Origin of the sequence: Anaerococcus faecalis (assembly GCF_013371425.1) — a bacterium.
GTDB lineage: Bacteria > Bacillota > Clostridia > Tissierellales > Peptoniphilaceae > Anaerococcus > Anaerococcus porci.
Map to the genome: position 1 here is coordinate 56,866 of NZ_JABVBA010000007.1, position 16,336 is coordinate 73,201.

At 30.1% G+C, this 16,336-nt stretch carries 38 protein-coding genes; 29 read left to right on the forward strand and 9 right to left on the reverse strand.

Annotation, left to right across the window (positions count from 1 at the left end; translation table 11 throughout):
• The 4 genes from HV819_RS07550 to HV819_RS07560 form a co-directional block, all read right to left on the reverse strand.
• A complete protein-coding gene (locus HV819_RS07550; RefSeq protein ID WP_176269884.1) occupies positions 1-1,062 on the reverse strand; it encodes a tyrosine-type recombinase/integrase in 1,062 nt (353 codons plus the stop codon).
• A gap of 113 nt (positions 1,063-1,175) precedes the next feature.
• Positions 1,176-1,457, reverse strand: coding sequence for a hypothetical protein (locus HV819_RS11625; protein ID WP_235942776.1), 282 nt, complete (start codon positions 1,455-1,457; stop codon positions 1,176-1,178).
• A gap of 44 nt (positions 1,458-1,501) precedes the next feature.
• Positions 1,502-1,822 carry a hypothetical protein gene (locus HV819_RS11630; protein WP_235942777.1) on the reverse strand — a complete coding sequence of 107 codons (321 nt, stop codon included), beginning with the start codon at positions 1,820-1,822 and terminating at the stop codon, positions 1,502-1,504.
• Between the two features lie 29 nt (positions 1,823-1,851).
• Positions 1,852-2,493: a LexA family protein gene (locus HV819_RS07560; RefSeq protein ID WP_176269885.1), complete on the reverse strand. Its 642-nt coding sequence runs from the start codon at positions 2,491-2,493 to the stop codon at positions 1,852-1,854.
• A 147-nt stretch (positions 2,494-2,640) separates the two neighbouring features.
• Here HV819_RS07560 and HV819_RS07565 point away from each other — a divergent pair, with 147 nt between their 5' ends.
• The 3 genes from HV819_RS07565 (at position 2,641) to HV819_RS07575 (ending at position 3,462) form a co-directional block, all read left to right on the forward strand.
• Entirely contained in the window at positions 2,641-2,883 is a 243-nt protein-coding gene (locus HV819_RS07565; RefSeq protein WP_216629232.1) for a helix-turn-helix domain-containing protein, read from the forward strand.
• A gap of 57 nt (positions 2,884-2,940) precedes the next feature.
• Positions 2,941-3,117, forward strand: a complete 177-nt coding sequence (locus tag HV819_RS07570) for a hypothetical protein (protein ID WP_176269887.1) — start codon at positions 2,941-2,943, stop codon at positions 3,115-3,117.
• A gap of 171 nt (positions 3,118-3,288) precedes the next feature.
• Positions 3,289-3,462 carry a hypothetical protein gene (locus HV819_RS07575; RefSeq protein ID WP_176269888.1) on the forward strand — a complete coding sequence of 58 codons (174 nt, stop codon included), beginning with the start codon at positions 3,289-3,291 and terminating at the stop codon, positions 3,460-3,462.
• Here HV819_RS07575 and HV819_RS07580 read toward each other — a convergent pair.
• Positions 3,451-3,864 carry a hypothetical protein gene (locus tag HV819_RS07580; protein ID WP_176269889.1) on the reverse strand — a complete coding sequence of 138 codons (414 nt, stop codon included), beginning with the start codon at positions 3,862-3,864 and terminating at the stop codon, positions 3,451-3,453. The two genes, HV819_RS07575 and HV819_RS07580, sit on opposite strands and share 12 nt — an antisense overlap.
• An 89-nt stretch (positions 3,865-3,953) precedes the next feature.
• On the opposite strand from HV819_RS07580, the gene HV819_RS07585 reads away from it, so the two are divergent.
• Entirely contained in the window at positions 3,954-4,151 is a 198-nt protein-coding gene (locus HV819_RS07585) for a hypothetical protein (RefSeq protein ID WP_176269890.1), read from the forward strand.
• 27 nt (positions 4,152-4,178) lie between these two features.
• Here the strand turns inward: HV819_RS07585 and HV819_RS07590 are convergent, their stop codons facing one another.
• On the reverse strand, positions 4,179-4,367 hold the full coding sequence (locus tag HV819_RS07590) for a hypothetical protein (protein ID WP_176269891.1): 189 nt from the start codon (positions 4,365-4,367) through the stop codon (positions 4,179-4,181).
• 99 nt (positions 4,368-4,466) lie between these two features.
• On the opposite strand from HV819_RS07590, the gene HV819_RS07595 reads away from it, so the two are divergent.
• A complete protein-coding gene (locus HV819_RS07595) occupies positions 4,467-4,661 on the forward strand; it encodes a hypothetical protein (protein WP_176269892.1) in 195 nt (64 codons plus the stop codon).
• A gap of 26 nt (positions 4,662-4,687) precedes the next feature.
• Here the strand turns inward: HV819_RS07595 and HV819_RS07600 are convergent, their stop codons facing one another.
• Positions 4,688-4,915, reverse strand: coding sequence for a hypothetical protein (locus HV819_RS07600; RefSeq protein WP_176269893.1), 228 nt, complete (start codon positions 4,913-4,915; stop codon positions 4,688-4,690).
• Positions 4,916-4,999: 84 nt separating this feature from the next.
• Here HV819_RS07600 and HV819_RS07605 point away from each other — a divergent pair, with 84 nt between their 5' ends.
• Positions 5,000-5,185, forward strand: coding sequence for a hypothetical protein (locus tag HV819_RS07605; RefSeq protein ID WP_176269894.1), 186 nt, complete (start codon positions 5,000-5,002; stop codon positions 5,183-5,185).
• On the opposite strand, the gene HV819_RS07610 is transcribed toward HV819_RS07605, so the two are convergent.
• Positions 5,180-5,683, reverse strand: a complete 504-nt coding sequence (locus tag HV819_RS07610; RefSeq protein ID WP_176269895.1) for a hypothetical protein — start codon at positions 5,681-5,683, stop codon at positions 5,180-5,182. The genes HV819_RS07605 and HV819_RS07610 overlap by 6 nt on opposite strands.
• Positions 5,684-5,767: 84 nt before the next feature.
• Here HV819_RS07610 and HV819_RS07615 point away from each other — a divergent pair, with 84 nt between their 5' ends.
• On the forward strand, positions 5,768-5,959 hold the full coding sequence (locus HV819_RS07615) for a hypothetical protein (RefSeq protein WP_176269896.1): 192 nt from the start codon (positions 5,768-5,770) through the stop codon (positions 5,957-5,959).
• On the opposite strand, the gene HV819_RS07620 is transcribed toward HV819_RS07615, so the two are convergent.
• On the reverse strand, positions 5,907-6,575 hold the full coding sequence (locus HV819_RS07620) for a DUF4145 domain-containing protein (protein ID WP_176269897.1): 669 nt from the start codon (positions 6,573-6,575) through the stop codon (positions 5,907-5,909). The two genes, HV819_RS07615 and HV819_RS07620, sit on opposite strands and share 53 nt — an antisense overlap.
• 54 nt (positions 6,576-6,629) lie before the next feature.
• Between HV819_RS07620 and HV819_RS07625 the strand changes: the two genes are divergently transcribed.
• The 22 genes from HV819_RS07625 to HV819_RS07730 all read left to right on the forward strand — a co-directional run bounded on the left by HV819_RS07625 (position 6,630) and on the right by HV819_RS07730 (position 16,276).
• Positions 6,630-6,830, forward strand: coding sequence for a hypothetical protein (locus HV819_RS07625; RefSeq protein ID WP_176269898.1), 201 nt, complete (start codon positions 6,630-6,632; stop codon positions 6,828-6,830).
• Positions 6,831-6,839: 9 nt separating this feature from the next.
• Positions 6,840-7,091 carry a hypothetical protein gene (locus tag HV819_RS07630; protein ID WP_176269899.1) on the forward strand — a complete coding sequence of 84 codons (252 nt, stop codon included), beginning with the start codon at positions 6,840-6,842 and terminating at the stop codon, positions 7,089-7,091.
• A 271-nt stretch (positions 7,092-7,362) separates the two neighbouring features.
• Positions 7,363-7,578, forward strand: coding sequence for a hypothetical protein (locus tag HV819_RS07635; RefSeq protein WP_039914242.1), 216 nt, complete (start codon positions 7,363-7,365; stop codon positions 7,576-7,578).
• Between the two features lie 205 nt (positions 7,579-7,783).
• Entirely contained in the window at positions 7,784-8,599 is an 816-nt protein-coding gene (locus HV819_RS07640) for a rolling circle replication-associated protein (protein ID WP_176269900.1), read from the forward strand.
• 9 nt (positions 8,600-8,608) lie between these two features.
• The gene (locus HV819_RS07645; RefSeq protein WP_176269901.1) at positions 8,609-8,965 is read left to right on the forward strand and encodes a hypothetical protein; all 357 of its coding nucleotides are present in this window, start codon (positions 8,609-8,611) and stop codon (positions 8,963-8,965) included.
• An 8-nt stretch (positions 8,966-8,973) separates the two neighbouring features.
• Positions 8,974-9,162, forward strand: coding sequence for a hypothetical protein (locus tag HV819_RS07650; RefSeq protein WP_176269902.1), 189 nt, complete (start codon positions 8,974-8,976; stop codon positions 9,160-9,162).
• Positions 9,162-9,341 carry a hypothetical protein gene (locus tag HV819_RS07655; RefSeq protein WP_176269903.1) on the forward strand — a complete coding sequence of 60 codons (180 nt, stop codon included), beginning with the start codon at positions 9,162-9,164 and terminating at the stop codon, positions 9,339-9,341. The genes HV819_RS07650 and HV819_RS07655 overlap by 1 nt, the downstream gene beginning before the upstream one ends.
• An 8-nt stretch (positions 9,342-9,349) precedes the next feature.
• Positions 9,350-9,544: a hypothetical protein gene (locus HV819_RS07660; RefSeq protein ID WP_176269904.1), complete on the forward strand. Its 195-nt coding sequence runs from the start codon at positions 9,350-9,352 to the stop codon at positions 9,542-9,544.
• A complete protein-coding gene (locus HV819_RS07665; RefSeq protein ID WP_176269905.1) occupies positions 9,525-9,770 on the forward strand; it encodes a hypothetical protein in 246 nt (81 codons plus the stop codon). The genes HV819_RS07660 and HV819_RS07665 overlap by 20 nt, the downstream gene beginning before the upstream one ends.
• Entirely contained in the window at positions 9,763-10,212 is a 450-nt protein-coding gene (locus tag HV819_RS07670; protein ID WP_176269906.1) for a single-stranded DNA-binding protein, read from the forward strand. The genes HV819_RS07665 and HV819_RS07670 overlap by 8 nt, the downstream gene beginning before the upstream one ends.
• Entirely contained in the window at positions 10,212-10,406 is a 195-nt protein-coding gene (locus tag HV819_RS07675) for a hypothetical protein (RefSeq protein WP_176269907.1), read from the forward strand. Before HV819_RS07670 ends, HV819_RS07675 begins: the two co-directional genes overlap by 1 nt.
• Entirely contained in the window at positions 10,396-10,587 is a 192-nt protein-coding gene (locus tag HV819_RS07680) for a hypothetical protein (RefSeq protein ID WP_176269908.1), read from the forward strand. The genes HV819_RS07675 and HV819_RS07680 overlap by 11 nt, the downstream gene beginning before the upstream one ends.
• Entirely contained in the window at positions 10,580-11,083 is a 504-nt protein-coding gene (locus HV819_RS07685) for a Holliday junction resolvase RecU (RefSeq protein WP_176269909.1), read from the forward strand. The genes HV819_RS07680 and HV819_RS07685 overlap by 8 nt, the downstream gene beginning before the upstream one ends.
• The gene (locus HV819_RS07690; protein WP_176269910.1) at positions 11,076-11,237 is read left to right on the forward strand and encodes a hypothetical protein; all 162 of its coding nucleotides are present in this window, start codon (positions 11,076-11,078) and stop codon (positions 11,235-11,237) included. Before HV819_RS07685 ends, HV819_RS07690 begins: the two co-directional genes overlap by 8 nt.
• Entirely contained in the window at positions 11,230-11,634 is a 405-nt protein-coding gene (locus HV819_RS07695; RefSeq protein WP_176269911.1) for a dUTP diphosphatase, read from the forward strand. Before HV819_RS07690 ends, HV819_RS07695 begins: the two co-directional genes overlap by 8 nt.
• A 2-nt stretch (positions 11,635-11,636) precedes the next feature.
• Complete coding sequence (locus tag HV819_RS07700) at positions 11,637-11,933, forward strand: hypothetical protein (protein WP_176269912.1); 297 nt, start codon at positions 11,637-11,639, stop codon at positions 11,931-11,933.
• A gap of 26 nt (positions 11,934-11,959) precedes the next feature.
• Entirely contained in the window at positions 11,960-12,397 is a 438-nt protein-coding gene (locus HV819_RS07705) for a hypothetical protein (RefSeq protein ID WP_176269913.1), read from the forward strand.
• A gap of 243 nt (positions 12,398-12,640) precedes the next feature.
• Complete coding sequence (locus tag HV819_RS07710; protein WP_176269914.1) at positions 12,641-13,081, forward strand: HNH endonuclease; 441 nt, start codon at positions 12,641-12,643, stop codon at positions 13,079-13,081.
• 5 nt (positions 13,082-13,086) lie between these two features.
• Positions 13,087-14,361 carry a phage portal protein gene (locus HV819_RS07715; protein WP_176269915.1) on the forward strand — a complete coding sequence of 425 codons (1,275 nt, stop codon included), beginning with the start codon at positions 13,087-13,089 and terminating at the stop codon, positions 14,359-14,361.
• A complete protein-coding gene (locus HV819_RS07720) occupies positions 14,351-14,758 on the forward strand; it encodes a hypothetical protein (RefSeq protein WP_176269916.1) in 408 nt (135 codons plus the stop codon). Before HV819_RS07715 ends, HV819_RS07720 begins: the two co-directional genes overlap by 11 nt.
• Positions 14,755-16,137: a VG15 protein gene (locus HV819_RS11470; protein WP_216629233.1), complete on the forward strand. Its 1,383-nt coding sequence runs from the start codon at positions 14,755-14,757 to the stop codon at positions 16,135-16,137. Before HV819_RS07720 ends, HV819_RS11470 begins: the two co-directional genes overlap by 4 nt.
• A complete protein-coding gene (locus tag HV819_RS07730; RefSeq protein WP_176269917.1) occupies positions 16,103-16,276 on the forward strand; it encodes a hypothetical protein in 174 nt (57 codons plus the stop codon). Before HV819_RS11470 ends, HV819_RS07730 begins: the two co-directional genes overlap by 35 nt.
• Positions 16,277-16,336: the final 60 nt, after the last annotated feature.

Here is a 16,336-nt window from a genome sequence, read left to right on the forward strand (position 1 = left end):
TTATGCTTTGTTTTCCATATATTTTACAAAATTGGATAAATCTTTTTCTTTTGTATCTTTTGTGACGTGTGTGTATATGTTTAAGGTTGTTTTTATATCGGTATGGCCAAGTCTAGTTTGAACGTATTTTATATTTGCTCCACTTGCGAATAATAGGCTTGCGTGGGTGTGTCTTAGGTCGTGGACTCTTATTTTTTTGATGCTTGTTTCTTTTGTAGCTTGGTTTAGTTTGTCGGCTATGTTGGAAAGTCTGGAGTATTTTCCTTTTTTATTTGGAAATATAAGATTATATTTTGATTGAATTTTTAGCTTTTGAAGTTCTAGAATTGTTTTATCGTCTAGGTCTATGGTTCTTATAGAGCTTTCTGTTTTTGGACTTGATAGGACTATTTTTTTATATTCTCCTATGCTTAGGGTTTTGTTTATTGTTAGGGTTTTGTTTTTAAAGTCTATATCTTCCCAAGTTAGGGCCAATGTTTCTCCTCTTCTTAATCCGGTATAACACATTAATCTAAATAAGGTGTACCAATATTGATTATTTTTGTAATAGTCTAAAAGTGTGTTTACTTCTTCTATGGTTAAAAAATTTATTTGCTTTTTGCCTTTTTTGAATTCTGGCAAGATTACATTATTAAAGGGATTCTTTTTGGTGTAGTTCATTTTTATGGCAAAGTCTATTATTCTTTTTGCATATCCAAAGTATTCTTTTCCTTTAACGTAGTCTTTTAGAGATAGGGCAAATTTTTGGCAATCTTGGACTGTAATTTCTTGGATTTTTGTTTGTCCGAATATTGGTAGTATATGTATTTCGTATATGCTTGTGCATGCTTCGTAGGTTGTTTCTTTTACTTTTGTTTGGTAGATTTCTAGCCACTCTTGGTATATTTTTTGGTAGGATATGTTTCCTTCTTGTTCTTGTTCGTATTCTTCTAGTAGTTTTGTGTATGCAAAGATGGCTTCGTTTCTTGTTTTAAATCCTGCTCTTGTGGTTACTTTTTCGCCTAATCGTACTTGAAATTTGTAAAAATTTTTATTTTGTTTTTGGTATTTTGTTATTTTCATTTTTTCTCCTATTTTTGGTATAATAAGAGTGCAGATAAATTCTGCACTTTTGTTTTAAAGACTTCCTAACTTTGGTCGGTGGGGGAGTCTTTTTTATTATTATTATTATTCATTTAAATATAAAATCTTATATGATAACCGTAGTTTTCTGTAGGACCATATTTATTTGTAAAAGGATCTAAATCTTTGCAAGGTCCTCCTGATATATCTGCTCTTACAAAATATGGCAATCTTGCTTGTCTTAAAAATCTTTCTTTATCAACATGTGCAATATAACCAATGGTTTTTCCTTGGATAGCAGCTCTTACAGCGTTTTTATCATATTTATTTGTTGGTTCTCTTTCTATTTTAATAAGTTGGTCTTTTAATCTGTGGTATTTATAGACTCTACTCAAATTACTTTTATCTAATTTTTTCCAGTATGGATTTTCATGATCTTTTAAAAATCTTCTAAATTTTCTGTGTAATAATATGTTCCAACTAATTCAAAATAATTATAATCGCTTTGGAAAGTAGGCTGATTTATATTTTTATTCATTTTTTGATTATTACTTAGATTATTTAGTAAATTTTTTAAATTATTTTTAGTATTTTCTGGAAGTTTGTTTTTAATATATATAAATATTAATATAGGTATGGATATTAAATATATTAAAAGCAATATAGCTCCTAAATTTTCACTAATACCACTTATTATAGCTGTTACAAAGAAACCTCCAATTAAATATAGTATTATATGTTTTATTCTTATATTTTTCATTTTTATTTCTCCATTATAATTTCAAACATTTATTTACTACCCTTACAATACATTCCAACCATTTCTCCAAGGACTCTAACATCTTGTCCATCCCCTTCTCTTATTATGATAGGGGAGTAAGACTTATTTTCTGGTTGTAGGATTATTTGGTTTTCTTTTTTGTAGAATCTTTTTAGGGTGGTTGTATCGTTAACAAAAACTGCGGCTATTGTTCCGTTTTCCACTTGGGGAGTTTGTTTGAAAAATACTAAATCGCCTTCGTTGATGCCTACATCTATCATTGAATCTCCATCAGCGTAAAGACAGAAGTCTGAGTTTATTATTTCTGGGTCTGCTGGGAAATATCCCTCGTAGTTTTCTACTGACATTACTGGTTTTCCACACTGGATGTGTCCTAGTATGGGGATTTTTATTATTTTTTTTACTGGTATTACTCCAGGTATATTTGATAGGTCGGTTTTGTCCTTTTCCCAACCCATAATATAAGATGGAGATACATCAAAAAGATTGGCTAGAGCTTCAATTTTATTTTGTGGAATATTAGTTATTATTCCATTTTCATACTTATGTAAAGTTTGTTTACTAGCTCCTATAATTTTACCAACTTCTTCTTGAGTTAAATTTCTTTCTGTTCTTAAATTTTTAATGATATTTCCTTTATTTATTTTCATAATATTTACCTCTTATATAAATAATACAACAAAAAAACTTTTAAAGCAACAAAAAAGTAAAAGAAAAGGTAAAATATATCTTGACAAGTTACAAAAAGCATTGTATTATATAAATAACTTAATAAGTTACTGAAAGGAGTGATGTATTTGAGAAGAGATGAATTGAAAGGAATTATTGTAAGTAAAGGAAAAACTCAAAAAGATGTTGCAGATTACTTAGATATGTCTGAAAAAACTTTTAATACGAAATTAAAAAATGGAATATTTGGATCAGATGATATTGATAAAATGATTGATTTTTTAGACATAGAAGATCCTATGTGGATTTTTTTTGACAGAAAAGTAACTTTAAAAGATACTAAGCAAATATCCTTTGTTAAATTGAAATAAATTAAATTATGGAGATTTCTTTTGGTAGAGAAAAAAAGACAGAGGAAAGGAGGATTTATGGAGGATAAGATTTTAGATAATAAAGAGAATAGAGATGAGCCTAAGGTCATTGTAGTTGATGAACTTAGGGTTAGAGATATTAAAGAGTTTGAAAAGGCTGTTGAGGATTTAGATGATTTAAGGGAAAAACATAATATTATTTTATCTTTTGGGGAGATTAATATTATTTGCTAGGAATTTAAAAGAGCACTTTCGTGCCCTTGTATTTAATCTTAACGCAATTGTTTAAATGGTTTGCTTATAGGTTTGGATATTGCGTTCTGGTTTTATTATAGCAGATTGGGGGGTTATGGAGATTTAATTTGGTGGTGTAAAAAAAGATGGAGAAAAAGAAAGGAGGGGCTTATGAAATTTTTAAAGGATTTTTTTAAGGAAATTAAAGAAGGTGGAATTGAAAGAATGGAAGAAAGGCTGATGTGGATTGGTAGTGAGTTTTTTTGGTTTTTTATGGATTGGATTGCTCCTATTTTATCAGCCTTGGCTGTCTCTTTATTGGTTAATTATTTTTTAAGAAAATAGAAGGTTTGTTAGAACGCTTACTAATAAAGCTACCAAGGACGGAAATAGAAATGAACGGACAAATTCTTTTATCACATCACGTCTTTCAAAAAGGACGTAATCTTCAAGGTAGGTATATCCATATTTGGTTAGGGAGTAGTTTCCAGTGTAAATAATACGAACATTTCCAAATGCGTCTGGTTTTGATTCTTTGTATGTTTCTTGAAGATATTGTTTTTGTATTTCTTGAGGTGTGAATCTTAAACCTTTTGGTTTGGACATTTGCTCTAGTCTATGGAGTGTTTGGTGTTTATGGTCTGGAAATCTTTTAAGGATTTGTTCTTTACTAGCTGAGTTTTTACGCTTTATAAATTTTAGTATTTTGATGTTCATTATTTGAATATCTTCTTGTTGAAGTGTCATAGTTTTCTCCTTTTTGTTTTATTATATCAAATTTGGAGATTGTGGATAGGTTTAAAAGGTTAAGACAAAGGAAAAGAAAGGAGGGGGAAATGGCTAATTTTATTAGTAATGATGAAGAGAAAGATTTTTTTGATGGTTTATCTAATAAGTTAAATAAATCAAAAACTAAGGTTTATATGAATTTTAGTTTGGTTGATTTAAAGGATATTGGAGATTATGTCGATAAGGCTATTGAGGTTAGAGAAAGATATCCTGAATATGATTTTGAAATTGAGATTGGATGTTAATAAAAGAGCACTTTCGTGCCCTTGTATTTAATCTTCACGCAATTGTTTAAATGGTTTGCTTATAGGTTTAGATATTGCGTTTTTGACTTCTTTTTCAATTTCTAGGTATTTTTTAGCGAATTCTGCTGGAGACATATCTGGATTGGTTTTTAGGTAATAGTCAGCATAGATTGTTGCTATATGCTCATATTTTTTGTAAGGATATTTTTCTGACATATAATCACCTCCTTTCTGGTTTTATTATAGCAGATTGGAGATTGTGGAGATTTCTTTTGGTGGTGTAAAAAAAGATGGAGAAAAAGAAAGGAGGGACTTATGAAATTTGATTCAAATGTTATTGATTTAGAATGTAATGTTTTTGTAGAAAGTAAGGATGAAGAATTTGATATTCAAAAGGAATTTATAAATTTTAAGAGAATTTTAAGAAAAAGAACTGGGAAAGATATTAAATTTAATATTGTATTTTTGAATAGGGATAGTAGGGAGTTTTCTGTATTAAAAAGTAAATAGCTCTAGTTAATCCAGAGCTATATTAGTTATTCGACTGAATCTATGGGGTCGTATTCAATAGCAATTTCAGATGATTTGGAAAAAGCTTGAAATGATAAGGCGGGTGCATATAGGTAGGCATCTTCATCATTATATTCTTCATCTTCTAAATCTTCTCCTAAAATAGTTAGATTTACGGTATCCATATTATCGTCTTTTAGTTGTTTAACTATTTCGTACAAGTCGGAAACTTTAACTTTTATTGAATTATTCATAATATTTTCTCCTTTCTGGTTTTATTATAGCAGATTGGAGATTGTGGATAGGTTTAAAAGACAAAGAAAAATAAAGGAGGGGAAATGGGAGATTATATCTATTCTGGGGATCACAAAAGGTTAGAGAAAAAAGATTATGAAAATTGTATTAACAAAATTTTTGATGTATTAAAAGAACTTCCTGAAGACAAACATTATTATGCAAGTTATGAGTATTGTCTGGAGGAAGTCTTGGAAAGGCTTAAATTTAGAAACTTTAATAAGTTATAGGGTTTCTTCTACTAATTGTTGTATTGAACATATTAGGGTGTTCATATCTTTATCTTTTCCGTTGTATCTGTTGTATGCATTATCTTTATTGGCATCTACTTTTACGCTAATATTTTCAGAATATTTTTTTTTAGATGTAGATGTATAAGATATTTGAAAGTTTAATATTAAATTTTCTTCAGGTGGATTTATTAAAGATTTATATGATTGGTTTGGTACTAAGGTGCTTTCTTGTATTGAATTGAAAGGTGTTAAATCGTCTAAGTAAGATATTTTGCTTAGATTATAATCACATTTAAAAGTGTTAATCTTTCCAGCACTTTTTCCAAAATTTTTGATGATTAACATCTTATATGGAGTACCTAAATTTATAGTTTTTAGATAGACGGTTATATACGGTCTTGTACTTTCTTCAATTTGTTTTGAGTTTTGTTTTAATGTACAGACTGAAATTATAACAGCAATTATAGCAGTTAGTGATTGTATTATTTCTAACATTATATACCTCCTTTCTTGTTTTATTATAGCAGATTGGAGGTTGTGGATAGGTTTAAAAGACAAAGAAAAATAAAGGAGGGGGAGATGACTAAATTTATTAATTCTAATGTAAAGATAAATGTTGAAGGTATAGAGATATGTTTGGAGAAACTTAATGAGTTAGAAAAAAAGCTCAATGATGTTAATTCTCTTATTAAAGAGATTTCATCATTGAGCATAGATATTAATTTTGGCGAGAAACAGGAGGATGATTTATTGAATAATCAGTGTCAATAAGTTTTAGAAATATATCTAGGTATTTTTTTAAGACTTCTATGTCATATTCCTTATATTTTTCCTGATAATGTGTTTTATCGTTAGCTAATAGTCTTACGACATCTGCTGTATTGATTAGTTGTTGTAGTGGCATGTAGGAGCTAATGGAATCATATAAGGATTTTTTTACTACTTCTTCTTTGGGCTTATTTAATTCTTTTATAGCATAGTCTTTTATTAGATATTCTAAGGATTTTCTATAACCCATAGCTGCAAGGTCATACATATTGTGATCATATGCAAATGATGAGTCTTTGTATAGTCTGATACAGTTTGGGGATAAGTCTTGGATTGATGGATAGAAGTAAGTATCTGATGACATTGGATATGATGAAATAAATTCTATTTTTATTTCTTCGTTTTGGGGTTTTTCTAATAGATAGGTAGCTGCTAAATTTTTTGAACAACATTTAGCGAAAAGAATTTTCAAATATATTTCTTGGTTTTTGGAAAAAGCCATCATAGTTGAGTTTCTTTCGATTAGTTCTACAACTTTGCCACAGTAAGGACAAGTTAAGGGAGCGGTTACTGAGTGTAGTCTATTGTTAAAATTTAAGTTTAGTTTGGTTAGTTGCATTATTTTCTCCTTTTTGTTTTATTATATCAAATTTGGAGAGAGTGGAGGTTTTTTATGGAGGATAGATTAAGTAAGGAAAGGCTTACTGTTTTAAAGGAGTATATGACACTTTCTGATATGAAGGAATATTTTCAATTTAAGGATGGGAAGACTTTTGGAGAGTGGGAAAAGCAAGGTTTAAAGGTTGTTAAGTTGTCTGAAAAATCCAAGTTGTATAGGGCTTGTGATATTAGGGAGTTTTTAAATAATTTGTAGGAGGATGTTATGGAAAATAAAAAAACTAGAAAAATTAGAAAAAGAAGTGAAGTTTTTGAATTGTTAGATGGAAGAAAGGTTGATGATGTTTGTGTTAAGTTTACTGCTAAGCCAGAAAAGGAAAGAATGAGAGATAGGGTTTTAGGGATTTTTCTTGTTGGATTGTGTATGATTTTGGCTCTTGCAGGTCCTAATGAGCTTACAAGGGTTTCCGGAATAGTGATGATGTTTATTACTTCTTTGATGGCATTTTTGGCATAAAAATAAGCCGACTGCAATCGGCTTTTTTAAAATTTGTTATAGGGTTATTATACTACGTTTTGTTTTTTTTGGAAAGGCGAGAGTTTTCTCGGTTATTCTCGAGATTTTATGGTATTCTTAGTGCTAAATTTAATCCACAAATTAAAGGCATACATGGAATTAATTTTGATTATATGTTAGAGAGTAATCAGGAAAATTTAAAGAAATTGATAGGTAAGACTATAGATATGTATGTAAAAAATATAAAAGAATTATAGGTTGGAGGTTGTTTATGAAGATTGAAAATCAGGTTATGTTTATGAAGAATTTAATTAATGTAGATGATGAGGATGTTATTTCTCTTGGGGAATATTTCAATGGGGTTGGGTCTGGTATTAATCCTAGAAAGAATGGTTGTAATGAAGATTGTTTTGATATGCACTTTTTAGTTTTATGTGAACTTAAAAGAAGGGGAATCTTTAAGGGTGATATTGAAAGGTTCATTTGAAAGAAATTTTAAATATTAGTTGTAGATTTTGTGCAAAAAAAGAATGAGGTCGATTGACCTCATCCAGTGTGTATATCTCTATTTATAATATACCTCTGGATTTTCTTTTTGCAAGGGATTTTGTCTATTTTTCAAGGAAGTTTCTACTTCCTTTGGGTGCTTGTAATGGGTATTATCTTTTGCGACATATATGAGGAATTATTATATGAGAAATTTTATTAGGGAAAAGAAAATAGTTTGTGGAAAAAAATATATGGAAGTTGATCTATATTCTTTGAATGAAAATCAACTTGATAGAAAAAAATCTAAGAGGAGCAAAAAGAAAAAAGTATCTCTACCAAAACAGGATAAGCTTAATGATAAGAATGCTAGAAGAAAATTTATATGGCTTGCTGAATCAAATTTTGGAGAAGGGGATATATTTTTAACTCTTACTTATAAGGATAAATATTTACCTAGGTCTTATGATGAGGCTAACAAAGAGATGACTAATTTTTTTCTAAGGATTAGAAGAAGGATAAAAACTTTGGGACTAGATGATGAATTTAAGTATATAGTGGTTACTTCTGAAAAGAAAGGTAAAGATGAGTCTATTAGGTTTCATCATCATTTGCTTATTAAAAGTTCCTTGGGTAGAGATGAGATAGAAAATTTATGGAGGAGAAAAAGAAAAAAGGGAGAAAAGATTGGAGATACTATTGGTTATGCTAATAGTAAAAGAATACAAGAGGATGTGAATACTGGTATTTTGGGTTTGGTAAATTATTTGGCTAGGCACTGTACCTATAGGAGAAGGTGGTCTTGTAGTAAAAATTTAGAAAGGCCATATATAAGAACGAATGACCACAAGTATTCTAGGAAAAGATTAATAGAGTATGCTCTTGATCCTTATGATACTCAAAGGTGGGAGAAGATATATAAGGGTTACAAGATTACCGATAAAGATAATGGGATAGTGGCTACTTATAATGATTTTACTGGGTGGTCTATTTATTTGAAGTTGAGAAAGAGATTATGTTAGGAGAAAAATATGGAAAGATTTAGTATTTTAAATCCAAATTTATTTGAGGAGCTTCTTGCAACTTGTGATAGTCATCTTAATGCAGTGATGGTAAAAATTTTAAATGGGGAATTTGGTTCTGGAGATATAAATATAAAAATTTCCTTATCTGTTATTAATGATGAGATGAAGATACCAAGAGAAGGTGATGATTTTGAGATAAGGCCTTTTGTAAAGCCGGTTATTGATTTTAATGTCAAATCAAGTTTGAAAAAGTCTTTTTCTGATAAGGGAGCTAGTGATACAGATAATATTGTTATTGAGCTTTCTGATAAGTGCATAAGGATTGGCAAGATTGATGATGGGCAAATGGATTTTTTGGATTAGGAGGATATATGTTTTTAAAAATTAAAGTTTCGGATAAGTCTGCTATATTTTTGAATACTGATTTTTTTAGGATTTGTAGGGTTGATGTTGAAGATGATGTTGCTCATATGGAGATTATTAATAGGAATGGGGAAGAGGAGGTATTTGATGATATTGAGTATTCTGGAGATTTTAAAAATTATGTGGAGGGCTTATAGTGCCTTTATTTATTAAGAGATTAATTATTATGTTAGTTGTTTGTGATTTTTGCTATTTTGGTTTTAAAAGATTTGGAAAAATAAAGTTAGATTTTTCTAGGTTTGATTTTGGATTAGTATTTGGGCAATTATCAGCTTTGGCTTTTGTTGGAATTATAGTTTATAGGTTTTTGGGTTAGGAGGAGTTTTGTTAAAGATTAAGACTAACAGGTTTTTTAAGAATTTGTTTAAGGGTTTTGGTAGGCCTAAAAAAATTTATGTAAATATTAAACAGGATGAGAAATCATCAATAATTTCTTTTGGAGATTATGAGTTTGATTTGAGAGAGATTGGTTTTTGTTTAAAAGAAAAGAGGGAAATGGATGAAAAAGAAAGTGAATAATGTAAGAGATATGCTTGTTAGTATAGAGTTTGATCCTATAGAAATTGGATTTATTCAAGCAAGTATTGATACTTATTTGAAAAAGGCAAGGGAAAAATTTGGAGATAGTGATAACTTGGCTAATCAAATATTAATTGAACCAACGGCAAAAGCTTGTCTTGGGAAATTTGATAAGGCTGAAGATGAGCTAGAAAAAAATTATGAATGGGGAGAAATAGATGATTAATAATTTAACTCTAGTTGGTAGGCTTGTTAAGGATCCTGAGCTTAGGTATACAAGGTCTAATATTGGTGTGTGTTCTTTTATGCTTGCTGTTGATAGGGAAATGAGCAAGGAAAAAAGAGAGGAAGCCAAGGCAAATAATTATCCTACAGCAGATTTTCCAAGGATTGTTGTATGGGGCAAGATGGGAGAGGTTTGTTCTAAGTATCTCCAAAAAGGGTCTTTGTGTGCTATTGTTGGTAAAATCCAAACTGGATCATATAAGGACAAGGACGGAAAGATGGTTTATACAACTGATGTAATAGCTGACAGAGTAAGGTTTTTGGATTCAAAGTCTGGTGGAGATAAGGATAAGGCTAGTGCTTATAATAATATAACTAATATTGATGATTATTTTGATGATGATTTTGTGGCAATTCAAGATGATAGGAGGATTCCTTTTTAATGGAGAGGTTATTTTTTATTACTACTGTTGATGAGTTGGAGTGGCCTATTGCTGTTGCTGATTCTTTGGATGAGTTGGCTGATGTGTATGGTATGTCGGTTAGTTCTTTATATGCTAAGTTAAGGAGTCAAAAGGCTGGTAATAGGCCTAGGGGTTATAAGGTGGAAGTTGTGGAGGTGGAAAATGAAAAGTGATAGAGAAAAGTTATTGGATATGTTTGATGTTTTTGAAGATGCTATTAAAGGTGTTGAGGATATAGGTGAGTTTGAAGATTATGATTTAGATCAAAAGATTGAGGAAATTTATAATAAATTAGAGGATTTAAGTATTGATGTTTGGGGATTGATTCGTGAAAGGGGTTGGAGTGATGAATAATCTCCAAAGTTTTAGGTCTTTACAGGCCAATGGTTTTGGTAAAAATTTTGAAAAGTTGATTGATTTGGCTTGTAAGTATTATAGGGCTGAGGGCAAGGCTGATATTTCTAAGATTGATGAGCCTTTTAGGGTTATTAGGCTTAAGAAGGCTGGTCGATTTGAAGGGCAGTTTACTAAGAATGCTAATCCTGATTTTGAGGGGACTCTTGATGGTGGTAGGTCTATTTGTTTTGAGGCAAAGTACACTACAAGCGATAGATTGAAACAAAGTGTGGTTTCGGATAAGCAGGCCGAGGTTTTGGAGATTAAAAGTAAGCTTGGTGGTTTTGCTGGTGTTTGTATTGGGATTAAGGATAGGTATTTTTTTATTCCTTGGGAGATTTGGTCAAATATGAAAGAGATATTTGGTAGAAAGTATATAAGAGCTAATGATGTATCTAAATATGAGGTTATTTTTAGGCAAGGAGTAAGATTTTTGGATTATAAGTATGAGTAAGTTTTTAAATATTAATGAATGTTCCTTATTTGTGGAGATTATTATTTATGTTTTGAAATATAAGTTTTATTTTTCAGATAAGGATATTGAAGATTTTGTTTGTGAAGTTGAAATGAAAATTGATGATAATTTTGAGGAGGGTTTTAATGATTAAGTACAAGGCACCTTACATATTAAGTAAGAAAGATGGAGATATTGGATATGATGTAAGAGCTATTGAAGACAGGTTGTTAGAGCCAATGGAGACTGCTACTATTTCTACTGGTGTTTTTTTGGAATTAGATGATGGTTTTTATGCTGATTTAAGGGGAAGGTCTGGTAATTCTAGTAGGGGTTTAATTTGCAATCTGGGTCTTATTGATACTTCTTATAGGGGTGAGATTAAGGCTTCTATTACTAATTTAACTGGTAACGATTATGAAATAAAAAAAGGTGATAGGGTTGGCCAACTTGTTTTTAGGAAAGAAAGTATGGTTAATTTGGAGAAAGTTTTGGAGATTGATAGTAATACTGATAGAGGTGTTAGGGGTTTTGGATCTTCTGGTAGGTAGTTATGAGAATTAGGAAGAACATTTATACAAAAAAGGATGTTGATATTATAAGGGCTACTGAATTTCTAGAAGGTAAAAATTTGGGATTGGATATTGCTTTACAGAAGTTAATTTTAATTCCTATGTTATTTCTTCGTGATAAGGAAGGTTATGGAACAAAAAGACTTGAAAACTTTATTGATTATTTTAAGTTTACTATGGACTGTCTAGATGATGATAGTGTTACTCTTAAAGAAATTGCGGATACTTTGGAGAGTGAAACGGGGATTTCTTTTAAGGGGATTTTAGATAAAAAATAGATGTTTATTAAATTAGAGGAGAATGAATGCAAGATATATACGCAAATTTAGTAAAGGATAAGTTGAAAAGATATTTTTATGCTAGAAATTTTATTGATAGGGCTAATAAGAAGATTGAAGAGTTAAATAGTTTAAAGGAAGGCAAAGTTATTGCTACTTATGGAAATAAACCACCTTATGGTGGTATTGATGATAATGATAAGTTATTAAATGTTTTGGCGGAGATTGATTTGTTACAAACTAATATAAGAGAAAATGAAAAGATTATTGATGAGATTGATTTTGCTTTTGAAAGTATGAGTGATATTCAAAGGGATATTACTTTGGAGATTTATGGTAGGCCTTATAAATATAACAAAATACAGAATCTGAAAGATAAGTATCATTATGAGAAGGCTCATCTTTATAACTTGGCCAATGATGGTTTGGTTCATATTGCTTTGTCTTTATTTGGTAATTATTAAGTAGATAAAGTACTTTGATAAAAATATCTAAGAATTGGACTTTTAGTGGACACTTTATATATAAATAGGGTGTATAATGGTAGTGTGAAAGTAAGCGAGAAAATCCTCCATGATTAGTTATTTTTGCTTACTTTCTAGTAACATACATTCTCATTAGAGTCTCCTAGTTTATAAATTATTTTTGAAAGCTACCACCACCTTTGTGTTGGTAGTTTTTATTTTACATAGAGAAAGGATTATAGTATGGCCAAGGAAAGATTGGATAGGACTGGACCTCATAGGGCAACCTTTGAAAGAAACAAGAAGATAATACTTAAGACGCAGAATGTTTGTGGTATATGTGGTAAGCCTGTAGACTTAAGTCTTAAGGCACCTAATCCTTTGGCTCCTTGTATTGATCATATTATCCCAGTATCAAAGGGTGGACATCCATCTGACATTGATAACTTACAGCTTGCTCATTGGACTTGTAACAGAGCAAAGTCAGATAAATTATATAAAGAAAGTAAAAACATTGAAATTCCAACGAATAGAAACTTACCTTTGAGTTTTAATTGGAAAAAATATAAAAAAAATAGAACGTTGAAATTCCAACGTTTATGGGGGCATACCCCCCTTTCGGATAATTATTCCGGAGTTCCCCCATCACTGTACAAATATACACATGAAAGAGGTTATTATTAATTTAAATGAATAATTATAATGTAGAAAATTTGAGAAAAAAACTTGATTTACATAGAATGCACGTACTTAATAAATATAAATATTATGATTGTAAAAAAAATGAAATTGATCGTGGATTTGTGATTCCAACAGAAATTAAATCTCAATATATATCAAATTTAGGTTGGTGTACCAAGGCTGTAGATGCCTTAGCCGATAGGTTAGTTTTTAAGGAATTTGAAAATGATTTGTTTTCTTTTAATGAAATTTATAATTTAAATAATCCAGATATATTTTTTGATTCTGCTATTCTTTCTGCTCTAATAGGTGGTTGTTGTTTTGTATATATCAGTCAAGGAGTAAATGAAAAGCCAAGACTTCAAATCATTGAAGCTAGTAATGCAACAGGAAATATTGATCCTATAACTGGACTTTTGACAGAAGGTTATGCTGTTCTTGAAAGAAGTGGTGATGATAAAATAGGTTTTGATACACCTAAGCTTGAAGCATATTTTAAACCTAACGAAACGATATATTTTGCTGATGGCAAGGTTGTTTCTAGTGTGAAAAATCCTGCTGGTATTCCTTTACTAGTACCTATTATATATCGCCCTGACGCTGTAAGACCTTTCGGTAAGTCAAGAATTACAAGACCTGCAAGATATTTACAAGCTCACGCTAAAAGAACTTTAGAAAGAGCTGATGTTACAGCTGAATTTTATTCTTTTCCTCAAAAGTATATTGTTGGTTTAGATCCAGAGGCTGAACCCTTAGACCAATATAAAGCAACTATAGCGTCTATACTTCAGTTTTCTAAAGATCAAGACCATGAGAGCCCAAAACTTGGACAGTTTCCTCAGACATCAATGGCTCCTTTTACTGAGCAATTAAAAACATTAGCATCTGCTTTTGCTGGTGAAACAGGTTTGACCTTGGATGATTTAGGTTTTGTAACTGATAATCCATCATCAGCCGAGGCAATAAAGGCAAGTCATGAAACTTTGAGAATTACTGCAAGAAAGGCTCAAAGGTGTTTCGGGTCTGGATTTTTGAATGTTGGATATGTGACAAGATGTTTAATTGATAAATATGCTTATACAAGGGATATGATTTCTGAGGTAAAAGCTAAATGGTATCCAGTATTTGAACCGGATGTTGCTGCTCTATCTGGAATTGGAGATGCAACTATTAAAATAAATCAATCAGTACCAGGTTATTTTGGAAGTGATAATTTATCAGAGTTAACTGGTTTTGATGCAAGCAAAGAGCCGCCAAAAGTAGAGGCTGAAGATGAGCTTTAGTAATAAAACTGTAATTTTCCTTTGTGGATTTATTGGATCAGGCAAAACGACTTATGCAAATAAAAAATTTAATCATGTCACTGATTTAGACTATATGCCAGCTTTTTCATCAAAAATTAATCAAATAAATTTAACATTAAATTTATTAAAGAAATATGATGAGGTATGTCATATAACTTGCTTTCCTACTAAAGATGAAATGAGAGCATTTAAAAAATTTAATAAAAAATTTTTACTAATGGATACTAATCTTAGTCAATGCAAAACCAATATTTTAATAAGGGCAAGACCTAGAGATTTAATGAATTTAAAACGTGTATTTAAAGCTAATGTAGATTATCAAAGAAAATATAAACTTTCTGGGATAAATTGGGAATTGGTAAAGGTGTTTAAATGAAAGATAAGAGTAAGGATATTGTTCCTGAATTATTTGAAAAAATTGACAAAACTTTCAAATTAAAAGCTAAAGAATCTAAAACAATCAAGGACAAACTGAAAGTTTTAAAAAATAATAAAGCCAATTACAAGGATGCAAATGAATTTGCTGTTGAAGTTGGGAAAATTCTTGCTAATACTTTCCAGGATAAAATAAAAACTCAAGATTTGCCAGATGGGAAGATGTATTATAATATAGCAAAAAGATTAATAGAGCCTAATATGGTAAGAAATCATGATTTAGTTTCTGAATATTCAAAGGAAGTTCAAAGCCAATTAAATAAACAAGCTAATATATCAATACAAGCACAAGAAGCAGACTTAAACCAAGATAGGATTGATAAGCTTGTGGATAAAATTACTAAATATGATTCTTACGAAGATGGCAAATGGTTATTAAATGAACCAGTAATAAACTTCACCCAAGCTGTGGTTGATGAAACTATTAGAAAAAATGCTGATTTGCATGCAAAGGCTGGTTTAAGTCCTAAGATAGAAAGATATACCAATGGTAAATGTTGTGATTGGTGTGATAAATTAGCGGGTATATATAATTATGAAGATGTAAAAAATACAGGTAATGAAGTTTTTAGAAGACATAGACATTGTGATTGTTTAGTAATATATGATCCTAAAAATGGAAAAAACAAGCGAATAGTACATTCAGCTGCAAAACATAAGGCATTAGATGAAAAGCGTGATAGGATAGACTTAGCAAATAAGATAGTAGACAATAAATTAAGTAATATAGCTAGGTCAAAAGCTATGGAGTTAGGTTATAATCCATTGCCAGATAATAAAGTTGTTAATACATTAAGAAGAGATGCTAAGAAATGGATTCAAACTTTAAGTGAGGATGAAGTAAAGGCTATTAGGAAATACACTTATAATGGGAAAGATGAAGATGGATTAAGATTATTTGAAAAAATTAATGGGTATATAGATAACAGATATATACCATCTAATGAAAAAGAAGAAGAAATCATCTTAACAAATGCAGTTAATATAGAGGATGGTTTATTGAAAAATAAGCTAAAACACGATATAATTGTTTATAGAACAGAAGAAGATATTAATAGACTAAACGATGATGTCAAAAAGTTCTTGAGTACATCAGTTACAAAAAAGGGAGCATTTGGAGGTAAACCAAATGTCGCAATTATTGTTCCTAAAGATAGCAATGGTGCGTATATAGAACCCTTAGCTGTAGGAAGCTATAAGAAGCAAAGAGAGTTTCTATTGAATAAGGGAATAAAATTAGTTAAAGTTTTAAATGATAATGATATAAACATATTTGAGGTTAAAAATGAAATTAAAACAAAAAAGCGAAATAACGGATGAAGAAGTAATAAAAAATTTCCAAGATAGATGTAATTCCCAAACATCATATGGAAAATTAACAGAAGAAGATAAAAAGGAAATTGAAAGAAGATCAAAAAAAATTGAAGAATATAGAAAGAAAATGAATAAAGAAAAATAAAGCACAACTAAACTTGCAGGTGTAAGTTTTTAGGGGTGCTTTTTTAGTGCTATAAAGGAG

What these genes read in the sequence shown, in the direction of transcription:
- HV819_RS07550 (WP_176269884.1), bottom strand. Translation starts at nt 1,062, where the DNA reads ATGAAAATAACAAAATACCAAAAACAAAATAAAAATTTTTACAAATTT.
- HV819_RS11630 (WP_235942777.1), bottom strand. Translation starts at nt 1,822, where the DNA reads ATGAAAAATATAAGAATAAAACATATAATACTATATTTAATTGGAGGT.
- HV819_RS07560 (WP_176269885.1), bottom strand. Translation starts at nt 2,493, where the DNA reads ATGAAAATAAATAAAGGAAATATCATTAAAAATTTAAGAACAGAAAGA.
- HV819_RS07570 (WP_176269887.1), top strand. Translation starts at nt 2,941, where the DNA reads ATGGAGGATAAGATTTTAGATAATAAAGAGAATAGAGATGAGCCTAAG.
- HV819_RS07575 (WP_176269888.1), top strand. Translation starts at nt 3,289, where the DNA reads ATGAAATTTTTAAAGGATTTTTTTAAGGAAATTAAAGAAGGTGGAATT.
- HV819_RS07580 (WP_176269889.1), bottom strand. Translation starts at nt 3,864, where the DNA reads ATGACACTTCAACAAGAAGATATTCAAATAATGAACATCAAAATACTA.
- HV819_RS07585 (WP_176269890.1), top strand. Translation starts at nt 3,954, where the DNA reads ATGGCTAATTTTATTAGTAATGATGAAGAGAAAGATTTTTTTGATGGT.
- HV819_RS07590 (WP_176269891.1), bottom strand. Translation starts at nt 4,367, where the DNA reads ATGTCAGAAAAATATCCTTACAAAAAATATGAGCATATAGCAACAATC.
- HV819_RS07595 (WP_176269892.1), top strand. Translation starts at nt 4,467, where the DNA reads ATGAAATTTGATTCAAATGTTATTGATTTAGAATGTAATGTTTTTGTA.
- HV819_RS07600 (WP_176269893.1), bottom strand. Translation starts at nt 4,915, where the DNA reads ATGAATAATTCAATAAAAGTTAAAGTTTCCGACTTGTACGAAATAGTT.
- HV819_RS07605 (WP_176269894.1), top strand. Translation starts at nt 5,000, where the DNA reads ATGGGAGATTATATCTATTCTGGGGATCACAAAAGGTTAGAGAAAAAA.
- HV819_RS07610 (WP_176269895.1), bottom strand. Translation starts at nt 5,683, where the DNA reads ATGTTAGAAATAATACAATCACTAACTGCTATAATTGCTGTTATAATT.
- HV819_RS07615 (WP_176269896.1), top strand. Translation starts at nt 5,768, where the DNA reads ATGACTAAATTTATTAATTCTAATGTAAAGATAAATGTTGAAGGTATA.
- HV819_RS07620 (WP_176269897.1), bottom strand. Translation starts at nt 6,575, where the DNA reads ATGCAACTAACCAAACTAAACTTAAATTTTAACAATAGACTACACTCA.
- HV819_RS07625 (WP_176269898.1), top strand. Translation starts at nt 6,630, where the DNA reads ATGGAGGATAGATTAAGTAAGGAAAGGCTTACTGTTTTAAAGGAGTAT.
- HV819_RS07630 (WP_176269899.1), top strand. Translation starts at nt 6,840, where the DNA reads ATGGAAAATAAAAAAACTAGAAAAATTAGAAAAAGAAGTGAAGTTTTT.
- HV819_RS07635 (WP_039914242.1), top strand. Translation starts at nt 7,363, where the DNA reads ATGAAGATTGAAAATCAGGTTATGTTTATGAAGAATTTAATTAATGTA.
- HV819_RS07640 (WP_176269900.1), top strand. Translation starts at nt 7,784, where the DNA reads ATGAGAAATTTTATTAGGGAAAAGAAAATAGTTTGTGGAAAAAAATAT.
- HV819_RS07645 (WP_176269901.1), top strand. Translation starts at nt 8,609, where the DNA reads ATGGAAAGATTTAGTATTTTAAATCCAAATTTATTTGAGGAGCTTCTT.
- HV819_RS07650 (WP_176269902.1), top strand. Translation starts at nt 8,974, where the DNA reads ATGTTTTTAAAAATTAAAGTTTCGGATAAGTCTGCTATATTTTTGAAT.
- HV819_RS07665 (WP_176269905.1), top strand. Translation starts at nt 9,525, where the DNA reads ATGAAAAAGAAAGTGAATAATGTAAGAGATATGCTTGTTAGTATAGAG.
- HV819_RS07670 (WP_176269906.1), top strand. Translation starts at nt 9,763, where the DNA reads ATGATTAATAATTTAACTCTAGTTGGTAGGCTTGTTAAGGATCCTGAG.
- HV819_RS07675 (WP_176269907.1), top strand. Translation starts at nt 10,212, where the DNA reads ATGGAGAGGTTATTTTTTATTACTACTGTTGATGAGTTGGAGTGGCCT.
- HV819_RS07680 (WP_176269908.1), top strand. Translation starts at nt 10,396, where the DNA reads ATGAAAAGTGATAGAGAAAAGTTATTGGATATGTTTGATGTTTTTGAA.
- HV819_RS07685 (WP_176269909.1), top strand. Translation starts at nt 10,580, where the DNA reads ATGAATAATCTCCAAAGTTTTAGGTCTTTACAGGCCAATGGTTTTGGT.
- HV819_RS07690 (WP_176269910.1), top strand. Translation starts at nt 11,076, where the DNA reads ATGAGTAAGTTTTTAAATATTAATGAATGTTCCTTATTTGTGGAGATT.
- HV819_RS07695 (WP_176269911.1), top strand. Translation starts at nt 11,230, where the DNA reads ATGATTAAGTACAAGGCACCTTACATATTAAGTAAGAAAGATGGAGAT.
- HV819_RS07700 (WP_176269912.1), top strand. Translation starts at nt 11,637, where the DNA reads ATGAGAATTAGGAAGAACATTTATACAAAAAAGGATGTTGATATTATA.
- HV819_RS07705 (WP_176269913.1), top strand. Translation starts at nt 11,960, where the DNA reads ATGCAAGATATATACGCAAATTTAGTAAAGGATAAGTTGAAAAGATAT.
- HV819_RS07710 (WP_176269914.1), top strand. Translation starts at nt 12,641, where the DNA reads ATGGCCAAGGAAAGATTGGATAGGACTGGACCTCATAGGGCAACCTTT.
- HV819_RS07715 (WP_176269915.1), top strand. Translation starts at nt 13,087, where the DNA reads ATGAATAATTATAATGTAGAAAATTTGAGAAAAAAACTTGATTTACAT.
- HV819_RS07720 (WP_176269916.1), top strand. Translation starts at nt 14,351, where the DNA reads ATGAGCTTTAGTAATAAAACTGTAATTTTCCTTTGTGGATTTATTGGA.
- HV819_RS11470 (WP_216629233.1), top strand. Translation starts at nt 14,755, where the DNA reads ATGAAAGATAAGAGTAAGGATATTGTTCCTGAATTATTTGAAAAAATT.
- HV819_RS07730 (WP_176269917.1), top strand. Translation starts at nt 16,103, where the DNA reads ATGAAATTAAAACAAAAAAGCGAAATAACGGATGAAGAAGTAATAAAA.